The organism is Paenibacillus sp. OK076 (assembly GCF_900110055.1).
Lineage (GTDB): Bacteria > Bacillota > Bacilli > Paenibacillales > Paenibacillaceae > Paenibacillus.
Genome location: NZ_FOCH01000001.1, coordinates 345,651 through 366,544, shown reverse-complemented (window position 1 = coordinate 366,544; position 20,894 = coordinate 345,651). Strand labels below are relative to the sequence as shown.

The following is a 20,894-nucleotide window of genomic DNA, read 5'->3' as shown; positions in this document are numbered from 1 at the left end:
CAAACAATTACCCTTGAGGAGATGATTCAAATGAATGAGCCACACAGAACGGTAGAGGTAGAGCATAAGGATGTCCAACACAAATCGGATTCAAGTATGGTCGCTTCCACGTTTATCAAGTATGCGGCTTATATCATTATTTTCTTTGGATTCCTGTACTTTCTGGTCAAATATGTATTTCCCAAGTTTTAAAGTATATAGATTGAATCTGTAATCCGTACATCGTTCACTTTCATCTTATATTCATATTTGGGGAACACAAGGGAATCCTAATGGGTGCGAGATTACAACGTTAGCCCTTTGGGTAACAACGAATAATAACCTTTTCAACATAACTACCCCGTCAAAAAAACCATTAAATATAATCCACTTAAAGGGAGTGTTATTGATGTCAGACAGACCGATTAGCAATGAAGAGAGCGAACGCTACTACGACCGGTATCAGAGGTCACGTGATATTCCACTGGAAACCGAAGTGCCTGAAGGTGACATAGACACTTTTGATGAAGTTACGGGAAGACGCATCGAAACAGAGGAAACAGTCGATACAGTGAATCCGCCTCTGGCAGCGACTACACAAGAACCGGAATTGGAGTCACGGACAGCAGAGCCTGCACTCGAATCCGTACCTGATGCTGATCTTATCCAACCCAATAGTCCGGTTGATCCCGCCGCACCCGACCCCAATGCCCTTCATGGGACGGACTTGCTAAACGGCGCAGGGGCGGACGCCAAACCGGAGAATAATATTCCACCTCGGCGTTAATCCTCATGTCACAGCCTGAATTAGGAGGTGCAGACACGATGAAGGATGATCACAAGCGACAAGTACATGAGCCCGACAATCTGGTAACCGAACGGGATATTGATCCGAATTTTGGATTGTTTACGGAAGATTCCTTTCCGGATGCCCTAGCGGATGAGGATCAGCTTGATGCTGTTGAACATGCAATCCCGAAGGAAAACGTTTCCCGAAAAGATTCATCCTCAGATGAATAGGAACGCATTACAGATCCAATGAGAATATAAGGAAACCTCTTGGTCAAGAGGTTTCTTTTTGCTTTTATCTTCCTGGTAAAAGACTTATCCTGAAAAAGAGATGGCTACCGTAGCTTTACGGTGCCATCCCTTTTCTACTATCCCAATAGCCATTTCATATTTTGGCGTTTTTAATTACTTCGCCAAAGGTTTGCCCGAGCCGGGCAACTTCTCCTCCAGTCGGGACCATTTCGCCACAATGGCGGTAATCAGAAGCGCTACTCCATTGATGATAAAAATCCACCGAATCGGCAGCCAGCCACCAAGAACACCACCAATTATCGGCCCCGCCATCGTACCGATCTGGGAAGCTGATTGATTCAGGCTGAATGCTCTTCCCCGGAAGCCAGGTTCGGTCACTTGCACAATCATTGCATTAATCGCCGGGAACACCGCAGCAAAGAACAATCCATATACAAAACGCAATATGCCGAATCCAATATAACCTGTAGTGAAAAACTGCAGCAGGTTACCAATCGCCCCTCCAACGAGGCCAATGATCAGTACTTTCCCATACCCGATTCGCGAACCGATTTTACCCCAGCGCGGCGCCATAATGACCGTAGCTACACCAACCGCAGAGAAAATTATCCCTGAGCTGAGAGAAGCACGATCGGGCTGAATGCCCATTTCCATCACGTATACGGTCAATAATGGCTCCAGAATCATCACGGAGAAGGTACATATACCCATCATGCCAAGCACCGTAATAAACAATCGATTGGCCCTGGCTTCGCGTATGTCGTCCATCACATGAGAACGTGCCTTGTTCCGGTTAAAATTCTCTTCTTTGACCCAGAAGGTTGCGATCAACGCCGAGACCAATACAACGATGCTGGAAAATAAAAACGCATTGCGGTTGCCATAATAGTGGCTTACCACCCCGCCAATTAACGGGCCGATTATCCCTCCTGTTGCCCCGGCTGTAGACATGATACCAAGTGCATACCCTGTCTTCTCTTCCGGTGTATTGGTACCGACCAGTGCAATCGCCGCCGGAACAAACCCCGCGAGCAATCCCTGAAACAAACGAACCACGATTAGTGAATAGGGGTCCTGCACAAAATAATTGATCAAATACAAAACCGCAAGGCTGTATCCCGACCGGATCAGCATTGGCTTGCGCCCGTATTTGTCAGCCAGCGATCCCCAGAAGGGAGACACCAGCGCACTTGCCAGAAATGTAATGCCAAAGGCAAGCCCGGACCAGAACTCCAGGTGATCACGAACGCCCAGATCGCCACTCAGAAACAAAGGCAGAAATGGGATGGAGATTGAATAAGCGGTGCTGCAAAAAAATACACCAATCCACAAAATCACCAGATTACGCTTCCACGAGAAGTCCATATACCCGCACGCCCTTTCCGTTACTGACGCCGGGACTGCCGTGTATTGGAGCGGACGGAACAGACCCGTACGTCCCTGACTGCGGAAGCATTTTCCTTATTTTACACCTCTGTAAGCATTTACACCATCCCTTATCGCCCACAATATCCTGCCTTGCATTGCCATCTTGTCCGCAAAAACGGTATGATAGTTGAGGAATTATCCGACAATAATTCGGACTAAACATTTTATGCAGAGATGCAAGGGGGAACGTTCTCATGTCTTTTCGGTGGAAAAAAACAACAGCTATGTCGCTGGTTCTAGCGATGCTGCTTATCGTCATTAGTGGTTGTGGGCGCCCTTCAAGTGGCGCGACGGAAACACCGGTCCCGGCTGCACCCGAAGGGCCAAATCCAGTGGCCACAATTGAAATGCAAGACGGTCAGAAAATCGTCATTGAGCTATATCCCGAAATTGCGCCCAATACCGTGTACAATTTCATTTCATTGGCGAATAAAGGTTTCTATGATGGGTTGATCTTTCACCGTGTTATCCCAGGCTTCATGATTCAGGGTGGTGATCCAAACGGAAACGGAACAGGCGGCCCGGGTTATGCGATCAAAGGTGAATTCACATCCAACGGTCACAAAAACCACCTGAATCATACGCGTGGGGTCATCTCCATGGCGCGCGAATCTGATAATCTGGACTCCGCAGGCTCCCAGTTTTTCATCATGTTAGCAGATGCTGATTACCTGGATAATGCCTATGCCACATTCGGTAAAGTGACAGAAGGTATGGACGTCGTTGATGGAATCGCTGCTCAGGAAATAGGCGAAAAAGACAAACCTGTTACCGATCAGGTGATGAAAAAGGTCACTGTGGACACCCACGGTCTGGAATATCCTGAACCGGTAAAAATGCCTTAAACTTTGAAACGGATCTTAGTAATTCATCTTGATTCACAACCTGTAAGACAAACAAAAGCTCTGTCCTGCGTATGCACGCAAGGCAGAGCTTTATTCAATGTTAGCGTTTACACGAATGACTTTATAAAAAATGCCCTCTTCTGGCACAACTCTATATGCAGCAGCTCTGCAACCCGCTGATTTCAATACATCCATCCCATCAAACGCAACCAACCGATGATCGCAATCCATAGCGGACAGCTGAAAGCAACACCCCATGCAAGCCCTTTCAGTAAACTACGGTTTACTTCCACGAACAACGACTCCTTTCTCCAGGGAATAGTCGCAGTATCGGTAATAATATATGAATTTATACCCGTTTTCATTCGTCACGCTACCCCCTATCTCCTGCTTTTGTTCCGCGATTTCATGGAATGGGTATGGTGAACCTGATATAATATGTTTACTGAACGAGAATGGAAGCTGATTTATGTTTTTGAGAGGAGATCATTCTATGGCAAAATCCAAAAAACACACCCCTGCTCCCAAAGCAGCACAGGATAAACCGACCACACTAAAAGATCTGCTGAGCAGTGATGTGCTAGAAAAACTGAAAGCTCAGGCGGATGAAGCCAAGGCTGCCGAGGCAGACCGCAAAGAGCAGGAGCGCCTGCAGGCGGAAGAAGCGCGTAAAGCTGAACAGAAGCGAAAAGATAATGATTTTGAGTACCTGTTGAATAACAGTTCGATGGACTGGAAGAAACACAAGTAACTTTTTCAGCAATCAGATCATCTTGATATCTAAATTATAGATACAGGGCCGTTCAACGGTCCTGTTTTTTGTGTAATGCGTATGATTCATGACTCTTAAGTCGGGTATGTAGAGATAGAGAGTTACTGATAATTCATACAATACGGAGGGATCAGGATGACTGAACAACGTTTGCAAGGAAAAGTGGCGATTGTAACCGGAGGTGGCTCAGGAATTGGTCAGGCGACAGCCATTCGTTTCGCTGAGCACGGAGCCAAAGTGTTCATGCTGGACCGGACCCCGGAGAATGCAGAGGAAACCAAACAGACGATTGAGAACGCAGGCGGAGAAGCCCACGTTATTGAATGTGATATATCCAAACCGGACAATGTGCAGAAAGCAATCAATCAGGCGGCAGAGCAAGCAGGCCAGCTTGATATTGTATTTGCCAATGCGGGCATCAACGGCACGATGGCTCCGATTGAAACGATGGAACCTGAGGACTGGGATCAAACGATGGGCATCAATATGCGCGGCACGTTCGCAACTGTGAAGTACGCCATACCCCATTTGAAGGACCGCGGAGGAAGCATTATTATCACGAGCTCCATCAACGGTAACCGTGTATTCTCTGGTATTGGCTTCTCTGCATACGCTTCCAGCAAGGCAGGTCAGACGGCTTTTACGAAGATGGCTGCATTGGAACTGGCTCGTTACAAGATCCGTGTCAACGCCGTTTGCCCGGGAGCCATCGATACGAACATCGATGACAACACCTATCCTTCGGACGATCTAAAAGAAGTACAGATCCCGGTTGAATTTCCCGAAGGTCATGAACATCCACTCAAAGGTGAACCTGGAACGTCGAAGCAAGTCGCCAATCTGGTGCTCTTCCTCGCTTCCGATGAATCTTCCCATGTGACCGGTACCCGGATTTACGTGGATGGAGCGGAATCTTTGCTCCGCGGATAAAAGTTAGAAACATACTCCATATGGAGTTAACTACCGAACATCCCGCAAACGGCCTGGATATCCAGAACGCAGCGGGATGTTTGGTTTGAAATATATATAGAAGAACGAAGGAAAAACTCGTCGCTTCCTCCCTGGTTTTGAATGAATTGTTAACCAGGGCTTGTCTTCAAATCTGTTGAATAGAGAAGCGTTCCCGAGCGTGTCCAGCGTACGCAAGTGAGCTGTATTTTGAATGTTCGAGCATGCGCCCTTCATCATGAACGAGCAAACGCTAACGAATCTGAGGCGTCTTATTCAAGGATTTGAAGCGTCCGCAGAAATCTAAGAAACTTAAGACACGTTATATCAGAATAAAAAGCCGGTTGCAGCGTTTTTGCCAAGAGATTTTGGGAAATAACGTGTCTGATGTTCTTTACAATTTAAAAAGAGAGCCTAAAGGCCAAATAAGACGCCCTGTGTTCCTTAGAAAATCATCTGGCCATTCGGTGAGAATCAGCCAGCCCCGACTTCAAGACTTTTTGGAACCCGACCTCCATCATTGTATAGCTTGTCTGAGTTTGAAGACATACCTAGAGCGCAGAACTCTTTCCTCTTTTCACTCGATTATTCAGACGCTCCGGAATCGCAAAGAGCAGGATGTACATCAGAGAGAACATCACTACTGCCAACACCTCTTCCCCAAGAATGTACAAGGGATAGGGACCCAACATATCGAGCACTGAAGGCGTATCCGGTTTGTGTCTCAGGAACATATAATTGGCGTCAAGCACGACATCCACACCGTATACGACCAACGCAGCCACATTCACGAACATCATCGAACCCAACACAGATCTCCAGCTTGGACGAAGCTGCTCCACCCAAGTCATATAGAGCAACGCCAGAATAATACAAGCGTGAGCAGTAAAAAATTGAATGAACCGAAAATGTGCATAAGCATAACCGAGATTAGGCGTTACGATTGCCATCAAGGCTCCTGCTATTCCTGCGAACAGCAATGCTGAATGCAGCAGTCGGCTGCGTGTCAACAATAGCAGCGCCGATAACAATAGTGACAGACTGCATAGCTCCAGTGGCAATGAAGTTTGCAGACTCCACACATCCCCATATATATACCAGAGCTGAAGCACAATTTCACAGCCGAACATGACACATGCCAGAGCGATCCGAAAGGTACGGCGTGTGTTGAATGAAAGTGAGCGCAGCCAAGTACGAAACAGGAACATCAATATAACCAGTGCAGCAATAAGGCTGATCGCCCATAGGTGCGAAGTGGAAAACAGTATAAACGGTTTTGCATCATAAGGGTCTAGCCACTGGGGATAAGCCATGCGCCTCTTCCCTCCTTCTCATTACACAAACAAATATATCTCTTTAATGTTAACTTTTTCATTTTGGCATTGAATGAACAGACTGTCCAGATGGAATTCTAAAATAGGATTGTATTTTAAATATCTTTATGTTAAGATAAATCCAACAACAAAACAAACTAAAAGTTAGTAACTTTCTTTACGGAAATACTATAAGAAATAATTTAACCATCAGGAGGAATTTATAATGCAAATCAAAGGACTTCACCACGTATCCGCTCTAACAGCTCATGCCGATCAGAACTATCGTTTCTACACCAACGTCATGGGATTGCGCCTGATCAAAAAAACAGTCAACCAGGATGACGTGTCCGTTTACCACCTCTTCTACGGCGATGAAAAAGGCAATCCGGGTACTGAACTTACCTTCTTCGAGATTCCGATGGCCGGACAGACTCGTGAAGGCGTAAACAGCATCTCCGCAACGTCACTGCGTGTTCCAAGTGATGCTGCACTTACGTACTGGCAGCAGCGTTTTGACGAATTCGAAGTCCCACATGGAGAGATCGTTGAACGGGGTGGTCGTGCCACGCTCTCGTTCACAGATTTTGAAGGACAACGTCTGATTCTGGTCTCGGATGAAAACAATGCAGGTGTCGCTGGGGGTAAACCATGGGATCAGAGCCCGGTGCCTGCCGAATATGGCATTGTAGGTCTTGGTCCCATCCATCTTACGGTAAGAGATGCTTCCCTTACCGCTCCGGTTCTTACCGAACTGCTTGGTTTCAGAGCGAAAGGAAGTTACCCTGCCTTTACTCCCGGGCAGCCTGATGTTCTCGTCTTCGAATCTGGTGAAGGTGGAAGTGGCTCCGAGGTGCATGTTGAGGAACGAAATGACCTTGCCCAAGAACGTCCTGGACGTGGCAGCGTACACCATGTTGCGTTCCGCGTGGATAATGAGGAAGAACTGAAACAATGGGTGGAACGGGTTCATAACTTCCGATTCCCTAACTCTGGTTTTGTAGATCGCTTCTACTTCCGCTCCCTGTATTTCCGTGAAGCGAACGGTATTCTGTTTGAGCTTGCAACGGATGGTCCGGGATTTGATACAGACGAAGAAATGGAGCATCTGGGAGAATCGCTTGCCTTGCCTCCATTCCTCGAAGGTCGCCGCGCTGAGATTGAAGCGAACCTGAAACCACTGGATACCGTGATCCGCTAATATTCGTAACTGGCGTGTAATTCAGCAAAAAGATTTCAATTCAAAACAAAAATAAAAACGATGTTCACCAGGCAACTCTGAATACCGGATACGGTTCAGGAATCCCTGGTGAATCATCGTTTTTTTATGTTTAAGCTTGCCTTGCCCCTTCTGTAAGGTGGCAAACCTGCAAATTGTGTTTTACTTCGTCAGATACGATGTTGTCAGCGGTACAAACAGAGCCGAACCTGGATCTTCTGACACAATCTCGACATAGACAGCGTCTGTACCTTTAACGTCCACATCTATACTCATCATACCGCTTTCTGGAGTGATATTGAACTTTTTGAGTGTCGCGAGATCCTGATCATAGATATGAATCTCCTGATTTCCTGTTAGCGCGGCAAGTTCCAGGTGCAAAGAAGAATATTTTTTACCCGTATTAATCTGGATGTCGTCCCCCTGTTTTGAAGGATCCTTATGCAGATAAACATCCTTGTAATCCTTGCCTTTATATGTGGTATCCTTAGGATCTTTGGTGTGCCATGCGGTAGATCCCAGTACGGATGTTCCAAGTGCACTCAGCGTTACTTTTCCGTTAGTTACAGGCGCAGATCCATTCGTTCCGCCAATGAGGACGGATGAAGTTGCACTGTCATACGTGATCTCTGTTCCAAGCAAGGATCCCACAGCACGCACAGGCAAATAAGTTGTTCCGTTATACGTAATAGGCAACACCGTTTTACCATTGGCATCTTTGGCTGTCACCGTGGCACCATCCAGTTTTAGCGTAATCTTGCTGTTTAGATAGGCTTTAATCTGTTCCAACCCTGTTGCTGCAAGTGCACCTGTCCCGATCCCAAGCGTTAATGTGCCTACCATCAAACCCAGTACAACCTTCTTCTTCATCAAAATCCCTCCTGAACGTTAAAATAATTTGTCCTTTATACATTTAAACGACTAAAGTGATAATGTCAATTGTTTACTGCATTTTTAGTACATTGTTCCTATCTGTAGGCAGCACAAAACGAGGCTGAATGTCCCGATTTTTTTCAACCTCGTCCTGTTTCCTACTGCCCGATAAGGCAGAAAGGAAGATATTCTTTGCACATCCTTATCTAGCAGAACTTCTCTTTCACCACGAGAACTGCCAACCTTCGTCCCACCAGATGTCTACACGACCCTATCAATCAAAAGATTCATAATATTCTTCTTCATACACTTCCATGCTGTATTTCAAATTTGCAGCTTTCCACTCGCCATCTTGATACACATAAGCGAATGTCAGATCACCAGCATATAAAGCTGCACCGTAAGATCCTGCTGCTGATACGACAAGTTGGCCATCCTCCACGCTGTAATACGTTACTCCACCGAATCCCAACTCTTTGTTATACAAGCCGCCACTCGTGTCTCCTTCGATCCGTGAAGGTTCTGCTTGAACCCCATCAACGGCAACATCAACATCTACACGGTCTGATCCAACCGTAACCTTTGACTCCACATGCTGCTTCACAATCTCATCCAGAGATTGCATCTTCATCTCTTCCAGCGTTATCGGATTAATGATACGGGCTTGTCCCAAATAAATTCCTGTTCCATGACCGGCTGTATACAACACAACAATCTCCTTCTTGCCATCTCCATTCAGATCCAGTTCGTGCACTTCGGGTTTGTAAGACCCGCCTTCTCCCTTCCAATCACTAAATTCTTGTGTCTTACCGTCCACTTCCAGCACCATTCCGTTATATATATATCCTGAACCCTCCACTTTCATGGGATACAGTCTTACGTTCTCATTTTCGGGAGCAACTGAGATGTATTCCTCCTTGACGGAGGATGCTTCTTTCGTTGTAAAAGCTGTTTCATTCATTGTTTCTATATTGGAAGCCGCGACCGCTGAGGTCTGGCTGGATGGATCATCTATGTTAAGCTGTTTTTGCGATTCATTCATGGTTCTGGCAGACGAAGTTGTACTAATCGTAGCTACCGCCAAAATAATCATCAGCAGGATACCTGTCCAAGTTTTCAATATGCTGGGCTCCTTATCTGTTGTGTAATACTACCATTATATCTTCATTTATCGCCCAAGCGTTGCGAATTTGTTAATGTTTCATAAAAAAATCTTTACATATTTCAGTTTTTGCGAAAGAATGTTCGGCTTTAACCATAATAAGCAAAAAAACATCCCGGAAACAGCTCAAGGCTGCATCCGAAATGCTTTCGTTTTGTCCATTAACCGATCCGTTAATTGTCTCAGCTCTTCCGCTGAGGATGAAATCTCCTGCATGATCGCAGTCTCTTCATGTGCCGCATCCATGATCCGTCTCGCCTCATCCGAGAATGTTCCGGCTTTTCCTTGGATCTTTTTCACATGACCATGCGTCTGTTCCACGCGGCTGGTCTGTTCCCCAATTTTGGATCCGATCTCATAAGCACCCTTCATAAACACTTCTACCGTACCTGTAAGCTCCTGCAACGTCTGATCAACAGAGATCGTACGCTCCGACTCGTTCACTACGAGGCCATGCTGTTCATGGATCAGTTGGGCTGTATCCTTGATACGTTGCTGAACACGACTGATCAGCTCATTAATCCGATGCACCGATTGTTTACTCTCATCTGCCAGCTTACGAATCTGCTGAGCCACGACAGCAAATCCTGCACCCTCTTCTCCCGCACGCGCAGCCTCAATGGAAGCATTCAGGGCAAGCAGCCCTGTTTCCTCTGCAATGTTTTTGACAGACTGAGTGATGGCTTCAATATCCGAGGCTTCCTTCTCGAGCAGCACCATGATGTCCCGGGAACGATTATGAGATTCCGTTAGCTCGTCCATTCCTTTCATCAAAGAAGAGAAGGTCTGCTTCGTATGATCTACCGAACGTTCCATCTGGCCGGACATCTCTGTCATACCGATCGACTGACTGTGCATACGCTGAAAATCGTTCAACATCTCATCGGCTGTAATCAACGACTGATGCGAAGTCGTCTTCTGTTCTTCCACACCCACAGCAATATGATCCACCGCATCTGACATCATTTCGATCTGTTCTGCTGCCTGGGCAATTGCTTCACTAAGTGATTGGGCATTCTGCGAGGTTGTACGTGTACTATCTGTAATATCGTTTACAATACTCCTCAGATTGAAAACCATTACGCGAAAAGCATCATATAATACAGTAATTTCATCCTGTGTACGCCGTTCTGGAATCTCGGCTGTCAAATCCCCCGATGAGACTTGTTGCGCCGCACGGGACAAATGTACAATTGGACGAGTCAACCAACGGGAGGCAAACCAGCCCAGAATCGCGTTCCAGCATACGCCCATAATGAGTACGATAGAGATATATAACCAGCTTGGCATAGAGAACGAGAGCCAGTCCTGAAGGAAAAATATAAAAAAGCCGCTAGTTCCGTACGTAATTAGAGAAATCAGTACCAAACCTGCGACGGTTTTTGCGCCTAAAGTCCATTTCATATTCACACCTCATAGTCCTTTTTTCCTATTTTACCAGTAGATAACCAAATAACATGTGATTTAGATCACTGAAAACGACAAATCCACCACTCATCTTATTCTTCATGCATGACTTCTCCTCTAAGTTGAGCATAATTGAAAAGACGAGTTTTGACTGACTAAACCTTTAATCTGCCAAGGTGATATCCTTAATTTAAATTATTTATCGGTAAAAAGGGTGAAATGATTTAGCTTGGCATCCATTTTGCTTAAATGATATACTGAGTGCGCTTCGGCATTGCCGGAGCTGACCTATTTTTGGATGCCACTGGAGGCGAACGAAATGTCTACAATGTCCACAAGGACGGAGAAAGATTTTATTGGAGAAAAAGAAATTCCTGCTTATGCTTATTATGGAATACAGACGGTTCGGGCTGTGGAGAACTTCCCGATTACCGGCGTTCCGGTACACCGGGAGCTAATTACAGCTCTGGCTGCGGTGAAAAAGGCTGCGGCAATCACGAATATGGAGCTGAAGATGCTGCCACGCAAAATTGGCGATGTCATCGTCATGGCTGCTGAAGAAATGATGAAAGGCCATCATCTGGATCATTTTATTGTTGACTCCATTCAGGGCGGTGCAGGCACCTCCATGAATATGAATATGAACGAAATTCTGGCCAATCGCGGACTGGAACTGTTATTGCAGAACAAGGGTGACTATTTCCACTGTAACCCGAATAACCATGTGAACATGTCCCAATCCACCAATGACGTAATCCCAACTGCACTGCGCATTGCTGCGTATCGGTTGTCTGAAACGTTGCTGGATACGATGAAGCGTCTGCAGGATGCGTTCCGCAAAAAAGAACAGGAATTTGACGATGTAGTCAAAGTAGGTCGGACACATCTTCAGGATGCTGTGCCTATTCGCCTTGGACAAGAGTTCGGAGCCTATGCACGCGTGATCGGACGTGATATCGAGCGTCTCGAGTTCGCAAATCGTCGTCTGCTCACCATTAACTTGGGTGCGACGGCTGTAGGTACAGGTCTCAACGCGAAACCGGAATACATCATCAAGGTCACGGAGCATCTGTCCGATGTGACCGGATTGAATTTGCAGACGGCCGAGGATCTTGTGGATGCGACACAGAATACGGATGCCTATCTGGAACTGTCGGCTGCACTGAAAGTATGTGCTGTCAGTCTATCCAAAATCTGTAACGATATTCGCATGATGGCTTCCGGCCCACGCGCAGGATTCAATGAGCTGCGTCTTCCACCGCGTCAGCCAGGTTCGTCCATTATGCCAGGTAAAGTGAACCCGGTTATGGCGGAAGTGATCAATCAGGTATCCTTCCAGGTGATGGGCAATGACCATACGATCTGTATGGCCTGTGAAGCGGGTCAATTCGAATTGAACGTCATGGGTCCTGTTATTGCGTTCAACTTGCTGCAATCGCTGAAAATCATGAATAATGGTATCGACGTCTTTACTCGTTATGCTGTTGAAGAAATGGAAGCAAACCGTGAGCGTTGTGCATTGATCATGAAGCAGAGCTTTAGTGTAATTACAGCGCTCAATCCACATCTGGGCTATGACGTGGCAGCCTCCATTGTGAAGGAAGCGTTGAAGACTGGAAACACCTTGCAGGAGATCATTCTTGAGCGGGGTCTGCTGACACCGGAAGAATTGGAAGAAATTTTGCATCCGGAGCAGATGACTACTCCTGGTATTGCAGGTGAGCACTTCCTGCACAATATGGAACGGTAATAAGCTGTTTTTAAGCTCTACTAATGAATATATACATTGAAATTCCGATGACCGAAAACAACCTTTCAATCGCTGTTAAATCGGAACAAGTAACCCCCGCAGACCGTTACCACGGCTCGCGGGGGTTACTTGTTTCTCCGTTATGTTTTGTTGTTACTGAACCACAGAATTATTTTCGCCAGCGTTTACGCTCAAGTGAAGGTAGAATCTGAAGCTCTTCCCTGTATTTCGCAACCGTTCTGCGGGAGATAACGATGCCTTCATTCGCGAGTAATGTCGTGAGTTGGCTATCCGAGTAGGGGCGTTCCGCCCGTTCAGAACGAATCAGCTCTCTCAATCTGAGCTTCACCGCCGGTGCAGAGGCCATCTCTCCATTCGTTGTTTCAATTCCTGTTGCAAAAAAAGCCTTGAGTTCAAACACACCGTGCGGTGTCTGAACATATTTGCCATTGACCGCACGGCTCACCGTCGACTCATGCATGCCGACAGCCTCGGCAATCACCGCCAGATTGAGCGGCTTCAAACCGGCAGGTCCTTCACGCAGAAAAGATTTCTGTTCACTCATGATCGCCGCCATGACACGCATCAGAGTTCGGCGACGCATGCGCACGCTGCGAATGATCGCTCGCGCCTCTGCTGCCCGGCCTGACCAGACCTCGTCTGCATCGATCTCCCTGATCCAGCGGCAGCAAGCTTCGTTCAGCGATACCCGCGGCACCCCCGCTGAGTTTAAGCGTAGAGACACCTCATCATTCCTTATCTGCACAACGGCATCCGGAATAATATAATGTGCATGTTCCGTACACCCGATGGATCGGCAAGGTTTCGGGTCCAGACAAGCAATATAATCATAGGCTGCCTGAGCCTGCTGCGACGAAATCCCCAATCTTGTTCCCACTCTTCCTGGATGGAAACGAACCAATTCCTCGAGACCGTGCTCCACCATTTGCTCCGCATGCTGGTTAGCGAATGGGTCACGCCCGATCTGAAGCAACAAGCATTCACGCAAATTTCGTGCGCCCACACCTGCGGGGTCCAGCGACTGGAGAATGTGCAGAGCTGCCTCAGCCTCAGGCATCGATACTCCCCTCGCCGATACAACATCCGTCAATTCCATCGTCAGATAGCCATCCTCGTTGACGCAACCAGCCAAATATATAGCTGTTGACTCCATTGCTGGCGGAAGATTCTGCAACCGCAGCTGAGATATCAACAGATGTTCAAGTGTAGGTTCGGCCCCTTTCATCTGTAACAGCGGATCATAAGAGGAGAACCTCTCCCGATTCAGACGTCGGGGAAGACGGGTGCGTAGGGCAGAGGCCTCTTCTAGCTCAAGCACCGGATTTTCATCCGCCGCCTCCTGCAAATAACGAGCCAATTCCTGACCCGACAAGGTCAGCAGATGAATGGATTGCTTCATCTCCGGCGTAATGGATAATCGAATACGCCCCTCCTGCACCAACTGAAATCCTAACATCCGTCTCCCCCCCTTAAGCGCTGCTCAAGCTACTACAGTATACTGACGAACAAAGACTATTTTCAGGAAATGATAGCATATACACCAAGCGATTGTCAGCGGGCCCAAACCCAATTTTTCAACTTAATATTTCTCCGATACCAACTTCGCCTGGGTGAAGAGCAGCAAGTAGTCTCTTCCTCCTGCCTTCGAATCCGTTCCCGACATATTAAATCCGCCAAATGGATGTGTACCCACCAGTGCACCTGTGCATTTACGGTTAAAGTATAGATTCCCCGCAAAAAATTCCCTTCTGGCTTGTTCGAGATGTTCGCGATTGCGAGAGATCACCGCACCGGTCAGTCCATAGTCGGTATTATTGGCAATATCCAGCGCATCCTCGAAGGATTCTGCCTTGATAAAGGCCAACACCGGTCCAAAAATCTCTTCCTGTGAAATCCGTGCTTGCGGGTCGACATCGGCAATAATGGTCGGTTCAATGAAATAACCTGCCTCGTTCCCTGTACTACCACCGAGTACAAGGCGTCCTTCCCCCTTGCCTATTTCAATATATTCTGTGATCTTGGCATACGCCTTGTCATCGATAACCGGACCTACCTGATTTCCGACTTCAAGCGGACTGCCCATGCTCAGCAGCTTGGTCCGTTCAATCACTTTTTGCAATACCTCGTCATATACATCTTTATGAATAATCGCGCGGGAACACGCGGAGCACTTCTGTCCCGAGAAACCAAATGCTGAAGCTGTGATGGATTCCGCAGCCAATTCCAGATCACTGTCGTTATCGACAACAATTGAATCCTTGCCGCCCATTTCGGCAATCACCCGTTTAATCCATTTCTGTCCCGGCGCGGTGCGTGCTGCACGCTCATTGATTCGCAGACCGACGTCTTTGGAGCCTGTGAAGCTGATAAAGCGGGTGAGCGCATGGTCCACCAGATAATCGCCAACCTCACTGCCCGGTCCTGGCAAATAGTTCACTACGCCATCCGGCACACCCACTTCTGCAAGCAGCTCCATAAATTTAGCGGCAATAACCGGTGTTGTACTGGCTGGCTTCAATACAACGGTGTTGCCGGATACCAATGCAGCAGAAGTCATGCCTGCCATAATCGCGAGTGGGAAGTTCCATGGTGGAATGACAACACCCACACCAAGCGGAATATAACTCAATTCATTATCTTCGCCTGCAATTCGTGTGAGCGGCTGTGGTTCACTCAGACGCTGCATCTCACGGGCATAAAACTCCATAAAATCAATAGCTTCGGCTGTGTCCGCATCCGCTTCTGGCCATGTTTTGCCTGCTTCGTATACCATCCATGCCGAAAATTCATGCTTACGACGCCGCATGAGCGCCGCCGCTTTGTACAAATAACGGGCACGTTCATTCGGGTCCGTATGCTTCCAGGTGCGGAATGTTTCCGCAGCCGTCTGGATGGCCTGTTCGGCAAGCTCTTGATCGGCCTGACAGATCTTTCCGACGATCTGATTTTTGTACGCAGGATTCACGGAGGATAACGTGCGGGCGCTCGTTATTTTTTGCCCACCGATAATAATAGAGTATTCCTGGCCAAGTTCAGCCTCCACCTTGCGAAGTGCGTTCTCAAAAGCTTCCCGGTTGGCCGGGACTGCAAAGGATGTGAATGGTTCGTTAACAAAAGGGATATTCATAATGATTTCCTCCTTCAGATGTGGGGGTTCGCTGGCTGTTTGCCTGAGTTGCCATGCATTTTTACTCATCACCCAATATATGTAGCAAGATCCGTGCCAACTCCGGTTGATGAAGGAATATTTTTATAAATAAATGTTTTTCTTCAAAATAACCGCCCGTTATCTTCTATCCAGAACAATCTTGGCATGATTATTGCTTGATCACTTTGTTATAAAGAAACATGATCCATAAGGAGGAACCCCGATGAGTATCGGAACGGAAATGTACCGTAAAACGCTGCTGACCGTCGCAGGTAATAAAGCTGTGGAGAATCTCTCCATCAAATACGGCAAAAAGCTGGCTGGCAAGTTTATCGCAGGCAACACACTGGAAGAGGCTCTCGAAGAGATTCGCGTACTCAACAACAAAGGCATTATGGCTACACTGGATCATCTCGGCGAGGGCATTACCCATTTAAGAGAAGCTGCGCTGTATCGGGATGAGTATATACGTCTGGTGGAAGGCATTGCCCGTCAGAATGCGGACTCCAATGTCTCGCTAAAACCAACCCAAATGGGACTCGCGCTGGACCCTGAGGAAGGTTATCGAAATATACGTGCGGTTGCCACCCAAGCGAAGCTGCATGATCTGTTTGTGCGGATCGATATGGAGGACAGTCCGTTTACCCAAGCGACTTTGGATATTGTGCGCCGTTTACATTCGGAAGGACTGGATAATACAGGTACGGTACTGCAAGCCTACTTGCATCGTACCGTGGAAGATACACGTGATATGATTCGGGAAGGAATCCGGCTGCGTCTGGTCAAAGGTGCTTACAAGGAACCTGCATCTGTAGCTTATCAGAACACTTCAGAAGTAATTGATCAATTCAAAACGATGATTCGCAGCCATCTCGATCAAGGCGTATACACAGCGGTTGCTTCACATGATGACCATATCATTGCCTGGACCAAGCAATACGCGAAGGATCGGGGAATTTCCCCGGATGCGTTTGAATTTCAAATGTTGTACGGCTTGCGTATGGGCGAACAGGAACGCCTGGCCAGAGAAGGCTACCGCATTCGTTGTTACGTGCCCTATGGAACCATGTGGTACCCGTACTACACCCGCCGTCTGGCTGAGAAACCCGCAAATCTCTGGATGGTGGTCAAAAACATGTTCAGATAATTTCCCGGCTGGATTCAGTTATATAAAATACAACGAGAAAAACAAAAACCATGCTGCCACTTTCTTTCAGGGCGCATGGTTTTTGTTCTGTACAACACAGCATTCCAGAGCATCCAGCTTTTCTTTTCTCCGGTTCATCTCTCAATGTCTAAAAAATGAGCATCCCCAATTTAAAATGTCTATTTTTCTGGACACTATTTGATTAGCTGCTCAATTGTTGGATGAGAATGGAAGCATTCGCATTGATCTGTGATCCGCCTGCTAGTGTTTGCAGATCAACAGCCGATGCACTGGAATGATTTCGTAAAGTTATCACATCACCAGGAACAGCGGTAATAATAATCATTCCTGGATTCGGTTGAGTACCAGCTCCTGAACCATAGACACTGCCACCGACAGGGGCTCCGTTTTGATAAAGGGTAAATTGGTTTGCCTGAACACCTGCAATGATAAAGAACACCGCATAGTCCCCAGCATTACCAATATTAATTTCAGCCGTGCCAGGTGTATGAGTAATGTTGGTAAGGTTTTCGTTGCTATCGAAGGTTATATCCGTCTCGGTAGCTACAGACTGAGCTGAGGTGTTAAAGATATAGCCATACGATGCCAAACCTTGGCCTGTAGAACCTGTGGCTCCCGTCACTCCAGTGCTGCCTGTGACTCCCGTCACTCCAGTGCTGCCTGTTGCTCCCGTCACTCCAGTGCTGCCTGTTGCTCCCATCACTCCAGTGCTGCCTGTTGCTCCCGTCACTCCAGTGCTGCCTGTTGCTCCCGTCACTCCAGTGCTGCCTGTTGCTCCCGTCACTCCAGTGCTGCCTGTTGCTCCCGTCACTCCAGTGCTGCCTGTTGCTCCCGTCACCCCAGTGCTGCCTATTGCTCCCGTCACTCCAGTGCTGCCTGTTGCTCCCGTCACTCCAGTGCTGCCTGTTGCTCCCGTCACTCCAGTGCTGCCTGTTGCTCCCGTCACCCCAGTGCTGCCTGTTGGTCCGGTTGAGCCTGCTCCTACACCTGTGGCTCCTGTCGCACCTGTGGCTCCTGTCGCTCCGGTTACACCTGTTATGCTCAGGGCTTCACCCAGCAACTCTTGGGATACCAATCGGTGAGCCGTGACTAACTCGCCTTCGGCGCCTTTGCCCCATACGGAAATTTGCGCTTCCGGGGCAGCGAGGTCTGCTGTGGAAAATATAAACTCGAACGCATCAAAATTTGCGCTATAGTCTTTGGTTATGACCTGATTGGGCAACACATTAAACATTTCTTCCACATATAACGTTCTGACTCCATCGAGATAGTAACCCATAAGATGAACGCTATATGCATCTATTGAATCCCGATTATCGATTTTGACGGTGACGAATTGAGTGGGGCGGGTACCGGTTACACCTGAAATATTATTTTCAATAGGGCCGGTTGATAGAATGGCCATTTCATCAGCCTCCTTTTTTATTCTTCTTCATACGGATTGAGCCTTCGTATAGCATTATTCAGAAGTTTCTTAATGGTGTGGACAATTCATGCTCTATATGAATAATCACTTAACCAGCCCGGTATCGGGATAAGAGGTAACAGTGTAATTTACCATTTCAAATGTTAGTTTTAATAACTCATACCTTACCCGAAATCCTGATTCGTCCATTTTAATCAACAATTATTCCCAAACCATAAAATTGTAAGCGCATAACAAAAATCAACAATCAATACTTCTCCCTTCTATGCCGATAGCATGTATGCTTCATGTCAAAAAATATATACACACTTCATTTGGAAAGCTATAATATGGGTAACCATCATTCTCCCAATCATTTTATATGCAGAACACTTATAAGCAGCTCGTGTAACTGGTGTAGTTTCCGAACGTTATGCTCTAACTGAGGTGATACCGATGAAACATTTACTTCCAGATTTGATGTCCTTATTACGTACAGATATGAGTATCCTGGATTCAAGCCTCTCCATGCCCAGCATCCCTTCAACCACTGGACTGGCCGACGCCATCCCCCTGTTCAATACAAGTCCTTATCTGTTAATTCAGGATGATGGACCTTCGTTGGGCTATATTGCTGTATCCGATGTTCTGCAAGAAATGATGCATGCCCATCGGCTTATGGAGGCTTATTTCGAGACAACACTGGAGACAGCAGGCTCAGCTCTGACGTTGATTAATGAAGAAGCAAAGGTAACCTACTGGACATCTGGTGCGGAGCATGTTTTTTCCATTAACAAAAAAGATATCATCGGCAAACCGGCAGCGGATTTCTTTCCCCCGGATCGCCTTCAATCGCTCAAAACGTTATATACAGGGGAAACTGTGTATCGAAAGCAGCACCAACCAAGACCCGATCTGTTCGCCCTGATTAATGCACGTCCGGTGCATCTCGATGGACGTATTGTAGGCGCGGTTGCCGCCGAAGTGGATATAACAACCGAAATCCGTCTGCATCAAGAGTTATTACATATGACTTCCAAAGTCCAGCATCTGGAGAAAGCCGTTGCCCGTCTGCGGCCGGATTCCGATCCGTTTGCCAGAATCAAGGGCAGCAGCCCGGTAATCAACCAGTGTCTGGAGACTATTCGCAAGATCAGTACCACCTCAGCTACCGTGCTTATTCTTGGAGAGAGCGGAACGGGCAAGGAGTTATTCGCCAAAGCCATTCACGACCTGCGTGAACCGCAGACAGCGCCGTTTATTGCCATTAACTGCGGAGCTATTCCTGGTTCATTATTTGAGAGTGAATTATTTGGCTACGAGAAGGGTGCATTTTCAGGGGCTGATCCCAAAGGAAAAAAAGGGAAAATTGAACTAGCCGAAGGCGGTACGCTCTTTTTGGATGAAATAGGTGAGATGCCACTGGAGCTTCAGGTGAAGCTATTGCGTGTATTGCAGGAGAAAAGTTACTTCCCTGTCGGTGGAACACACATGAAACAGGCCAGCTGCCGGATTATCGCCGCAACCAATCAGAATCTGCTGGGCATGATCGCCCGCAACCAATTCCGTGAGGATCTCTACTATCGACTGAATGTCATTAACCTCGTCATCCCTCCTCTGCGTAAGCGCAAGGAAGATATTTACGAGTTGACACAGACATTCCTGCAAGAGTTTTCCTTGCTCTATAATCGTCATATTGAATTGGTTCCTCCTGAGGTGTTCAAGCTGTTATTCCAATATGACTGGCCGGGTAACGTACGGGAATTAAGAAATGTGATTGAACGGATCACCATTCTCACCACGGATGGCGAGGTTAAGCCCGAATATCTCCCTGACACCTTCATTTCATCCATGGATCAGGCACAATCCATTTTGCACGAGACGGAGCAGCTTCATCCACAGCCTGGCCTGGAATCGGGCTCATCTCCTCTCCCAAGTGGCACGGGCCCATCTGTTCCAATACATGAAGGAGAAAACGAGAAGTCCACGGATACTTCGACCCTATCCTATCAGGAGCAGTTAGACACCTATGAGTCGGAACTGCTGCTGCAATATTTGAAAGCCGCCGGAGGCAACAAAAGAACACTCGCCCGGCAGCTCGGCATCTCCAGAGCAACGCTCTATAACCGCATGAAGAGGCTCGGTCTATGACCAGCCTCTTCTTATCGATATTCTGGTACGGACGGAACCCCATAGCCATTCTCATCCAGATAGAAGAACTGGCCGATTGGTTAGTGGAAACGAAGCGTTAATACTTCCATTTTGACTAACTTATCAGCTTCATGAACCTTGTATCTCATAGTCATCTGATTAAGATTGACACCATCAAAAAAAACACGCAGATCTGGCTCAATTGGCCAGTTACTGTGTGTTTTTTTAGGTTATTTCAATGATTAAATTTCCAGTCAGCCCGCA

Annotated in this window: 19 protein-coding genes; 10 read left to right on the top strand and 9 right to left on the bottom strand. The window is 47.2% G+C overall.

Annotation, left to right across the window (positions count from 1 at the left end; all coding sequences use genetic code 11):
- Positions 1–30: 30 nt before the first annotated feature.
- From BMY78_RS32700 to BMY78_RS01570, 3 genes are all read left to right on the top strand, one after another.
- On the top strand, positions 31–192 hold the full coding sequence (locus BMY78_RS32700) for a hypothetical protein (RefSeq protein WP_017690239.1): 162 nt from the start codon (positions 31–33) through the stop codon (positions 190–192).
- Positions 193–388: 196 nt separating this feature from the next.
- Entirely contained in the window at positions 389–766 is a 378-nt protein-coding gene (locus BMY78_RS01575) for a hypothetical protein (protein ID WP_090894040.1), read from the top strand.
- A 38-nt stretch (positions 767–804) separates the two neighbouring features.
- Entirely contained in the window at positions 805–999 is a 195-nt protein-coding gene (locus tag BMY78_RS01570) for a hypothetical protein (RefSeq protein ID WP_090894038.1), read from the top strand.
- A gap of 174 nt (positions 1,000–1,173) precedes the next feature.
- On the opposite strand, the gene BMY78_RS01565 is transcribed toward BMY78_RS01570, so the two are convergent.
- A complete protein-coding gene (locus BMY78_RS01565) occupies positions 1,174–2,385 on the bottom strand; it encodes an MFS transporter (RefSeq protein WP_076290204.1) in 1,212 nt (403 codons plus the stop codon).
- Positions 2,386–2,642: 257 nt separating this feature from the next.
- Between BMY78_RS01565 and BMY78_RS01560 the strand changes: the two genes are divergently transcribed.
- On the top strand, positions 2,643–3,293 hold the full coding sequence (locus tag BMY78_RS01560; protein WP_090894034.1) for a peptidylprolyl isomerase: 651 nt from the start codon (positions 2,643–2,645) through the stop codon (positions 3,291–3,293).
- A 182-nt stretch (positions 3,294–3,475) separates the two neighbouring features.
- Here the strand turns inward: BMY78_RS01560 and BMY78_RS01555 are convergent, their stop codons facing one another.
- Positions 3,476–3,658: a hypothetical protein gene (locus tag BMY78_RS01555; RefSeq protein WP_024632483.1), complete on the bottom strand. Its 183-nt coding sequence runs from the start codon at positions 3,656–3,658 to the stop codon at positions 3,476–3,478.
- A 128-nt stretch (positions 3,659–3,786) separates the two neighbouring features.
- On the opposite strand from BMY78_RS01555, the gene BMY78_RS01550 reads away from it, so the two are divergent.
- On the top strand, positions 3,787–4,044 hold the full coding sequence (locus tag BMY78_RS01550) for a YqkE family protein (protein WP_024632484.1): 258 nt from the start codon (positions 3,787–3,789) through the stop codon (positions 4,042–4,044).
- Between the two features lie 156 nt (positions 4,045–4,200).
- Complete coding sequence (locus tag BMY78_RS01545) at positions 4,201–4,995, top strand: SDR family oxidoreductase (protein ID WP_090894031.1); 795 nt, start codon at positions 4,201–4,203, stop codon at positions 4,993–4,995.
- 569 nt (positions 4,996–5,564) lie between these two features.
- Here BMY78_RS01545 and BMY78_RS01540 read toward each other — a convergent pair.
- Positions 5,565–6,326 carry a YwaF family protein gene (locus tag BMY78_RS01540; protein ID WP_090894029.1) on the bottom strand — a complete coding sequence of 254 codons (762 nt, stop codon included), beginning with the start codon at positions 6,324–6,326 and terminating at the stop codon, positions 5,565–5,567.
- Between the two features lie 226 nt (positions 6,327–6,552).
- On the opposite strand from BMY78_RS01540, the gene BMY78_RS01535 reads away from it, so the two are divergent.
- Positions 6,553–7,527: a ring-cleaving dioxygenase gene (locus BMY78_RS01535; RefSeq protein ID WP_090894027.1), complete on the top strand. Its 975-nt coding sequence runs from the start codon at positions 6,553–6,555 to the stop codon at positions 7,525–7,527.
- A gap of 180 nt (positions 7,528–7,707) precedes the next feature.
- On the opposite strand, the gene BMY78_RS01530 is transcribed toward BMY78_RS01535, so the two are convergent.
- The 3 genes from BMY78_RS01530 to BMY78_RS01520 form a co-directional block, all read right to left on the bottom strand.
- The gene (locus BMY78_RS01530) at positions 7,708–8,415 is read right to left on the bottom strand and encodes a stalk domain-containing protein (RefSeq protein ID WP_090894024.1); all 708 of its coding nucleotides are present in this window, start codon (positions 8,413–8,415) and stop codon (positions 7,708–7,710) included.
- 277 nt (positions 8,416–8,692) lie between these two features.
- Positions 8,693–9,538: a hypothetical protein gene (locus tag BMY78_RS01525; RefSeq protein WP_090894021.1), complete on the bottom strand. Its 846-nt coding sequence runs from the start codon at positions 9,536–9,538 to the stop codon at positions 8,693–8,695.
- Between the two features lie 168 nt (positions 9,539–9,706).
- Positions 9,707–10,984 (bottom strand): methyl-accepting chemotaxis protein, encoded by a 1,278-nt coding sequence (locus BMY78_RS01520; protein ID WP_090894018.1) that lies wholly within the window; start codon positions 10,982–10,984, stop codon positions 9,707–9,709.
- A 322-nt stretch (positions 10,985–11,306) separates the two neighbouring features.
- Between BMY78_RS01520 and BMY78_RS01515 the strand changes: the two genes are divergently transcribed.
- Complete coding sequence (locus tag BMY78_RS01515; protein ID WP_090894016.1) at positions 11,307–12,737, top strand: aspartate ammonia-lyase; 1,431 nt, start codon at positions 11,307–11,309, stop codon at positions 12,735–12,737.
- Between the two features lie 169 nt (positions 12,738–12,906).
- Here BMY78_RS01515 and rpoN read toward each other — a convergent pair whose 3' ends face one another.
- Both rpoN and pruA read right to left on the bottom strand, forming a co-directional pair.
- Positions 12,907–14,214 carry an RNA polymerase factor sigma-54 gene (gene rpoN, locus BMY78_RS01510; RefSeq protein ID WP_090894013.1) on the bottom strand — a complete coding sequence of 436 codons (1,308 nt, stop codon included), beginning with the start codon at positions 14,212–14,214 and terminating at the stop codon, positions 12,907–12,909.
- A gap of 123 nt (positions 14,215–14,337) precedes the next feature.
- Positions 14,338–15,885, bottom strand: coding sequence for an L-glutamate gamma-semialdehyde dehydrogenase (gene pruA, locus BMY78_RS01505; protein WP_090894011.1), 1,548 nt, complete (start codon positions 15,883–15,885; stop codon positions 14,338–14,340).
- A 244-nt stretch (positions 15,886–16,129) separates the two neighbouring features.
- On the opposite strand from pruA, the gene BMY78_RS01500 reads away from it, so the two are divergent.
- Positions 16,130–17,053 (top strand): proline dehydrogenase family protein, encoded by a 924-nt coding sequence (locus BMY78_RS01500; protein WP_090894010.1) that lies wholly within the window; start codon positions 16,130–16,132, stop codon positions 17,051–17,053.
- Between the two features lie 202 nt (positions 17,054–17,255).
- On the opposite strand, the gene BMY78_RS33125 is transcribed toward BMY78_RS01500, so the two are convergent.
- Entirely contained in the window at positions 17,256–18,479 is a 1,224-nt protein-coding gene (locus BMY78_RS33125; RefSeq protein WP_177185625.1) for a BclA C-terminal domain-containing protein, read from the bottom strand.
- 456 nt (positions 18,480–18,935) lie between these two features.
- Between BMY78_RS33125 and BMY78_RS01490 the strand changes: the two genes are divergently transcribed.
- The gene (locus BMY78_RS01490) at positions 18,936–20,630 is read left to right on the top strand and encodes a sigma-54 interaction domain-containing protein (RefSeq protein WP_090894008.1); all 1,695 of its coding nucleotides are present in this window, start codon (positions 18,936–18,938) and stop codon (positions 20,628–20,630) included.
- The last annotated feature ends 264 nt before the right edge of the window (positions 20,631–20,894 follow it).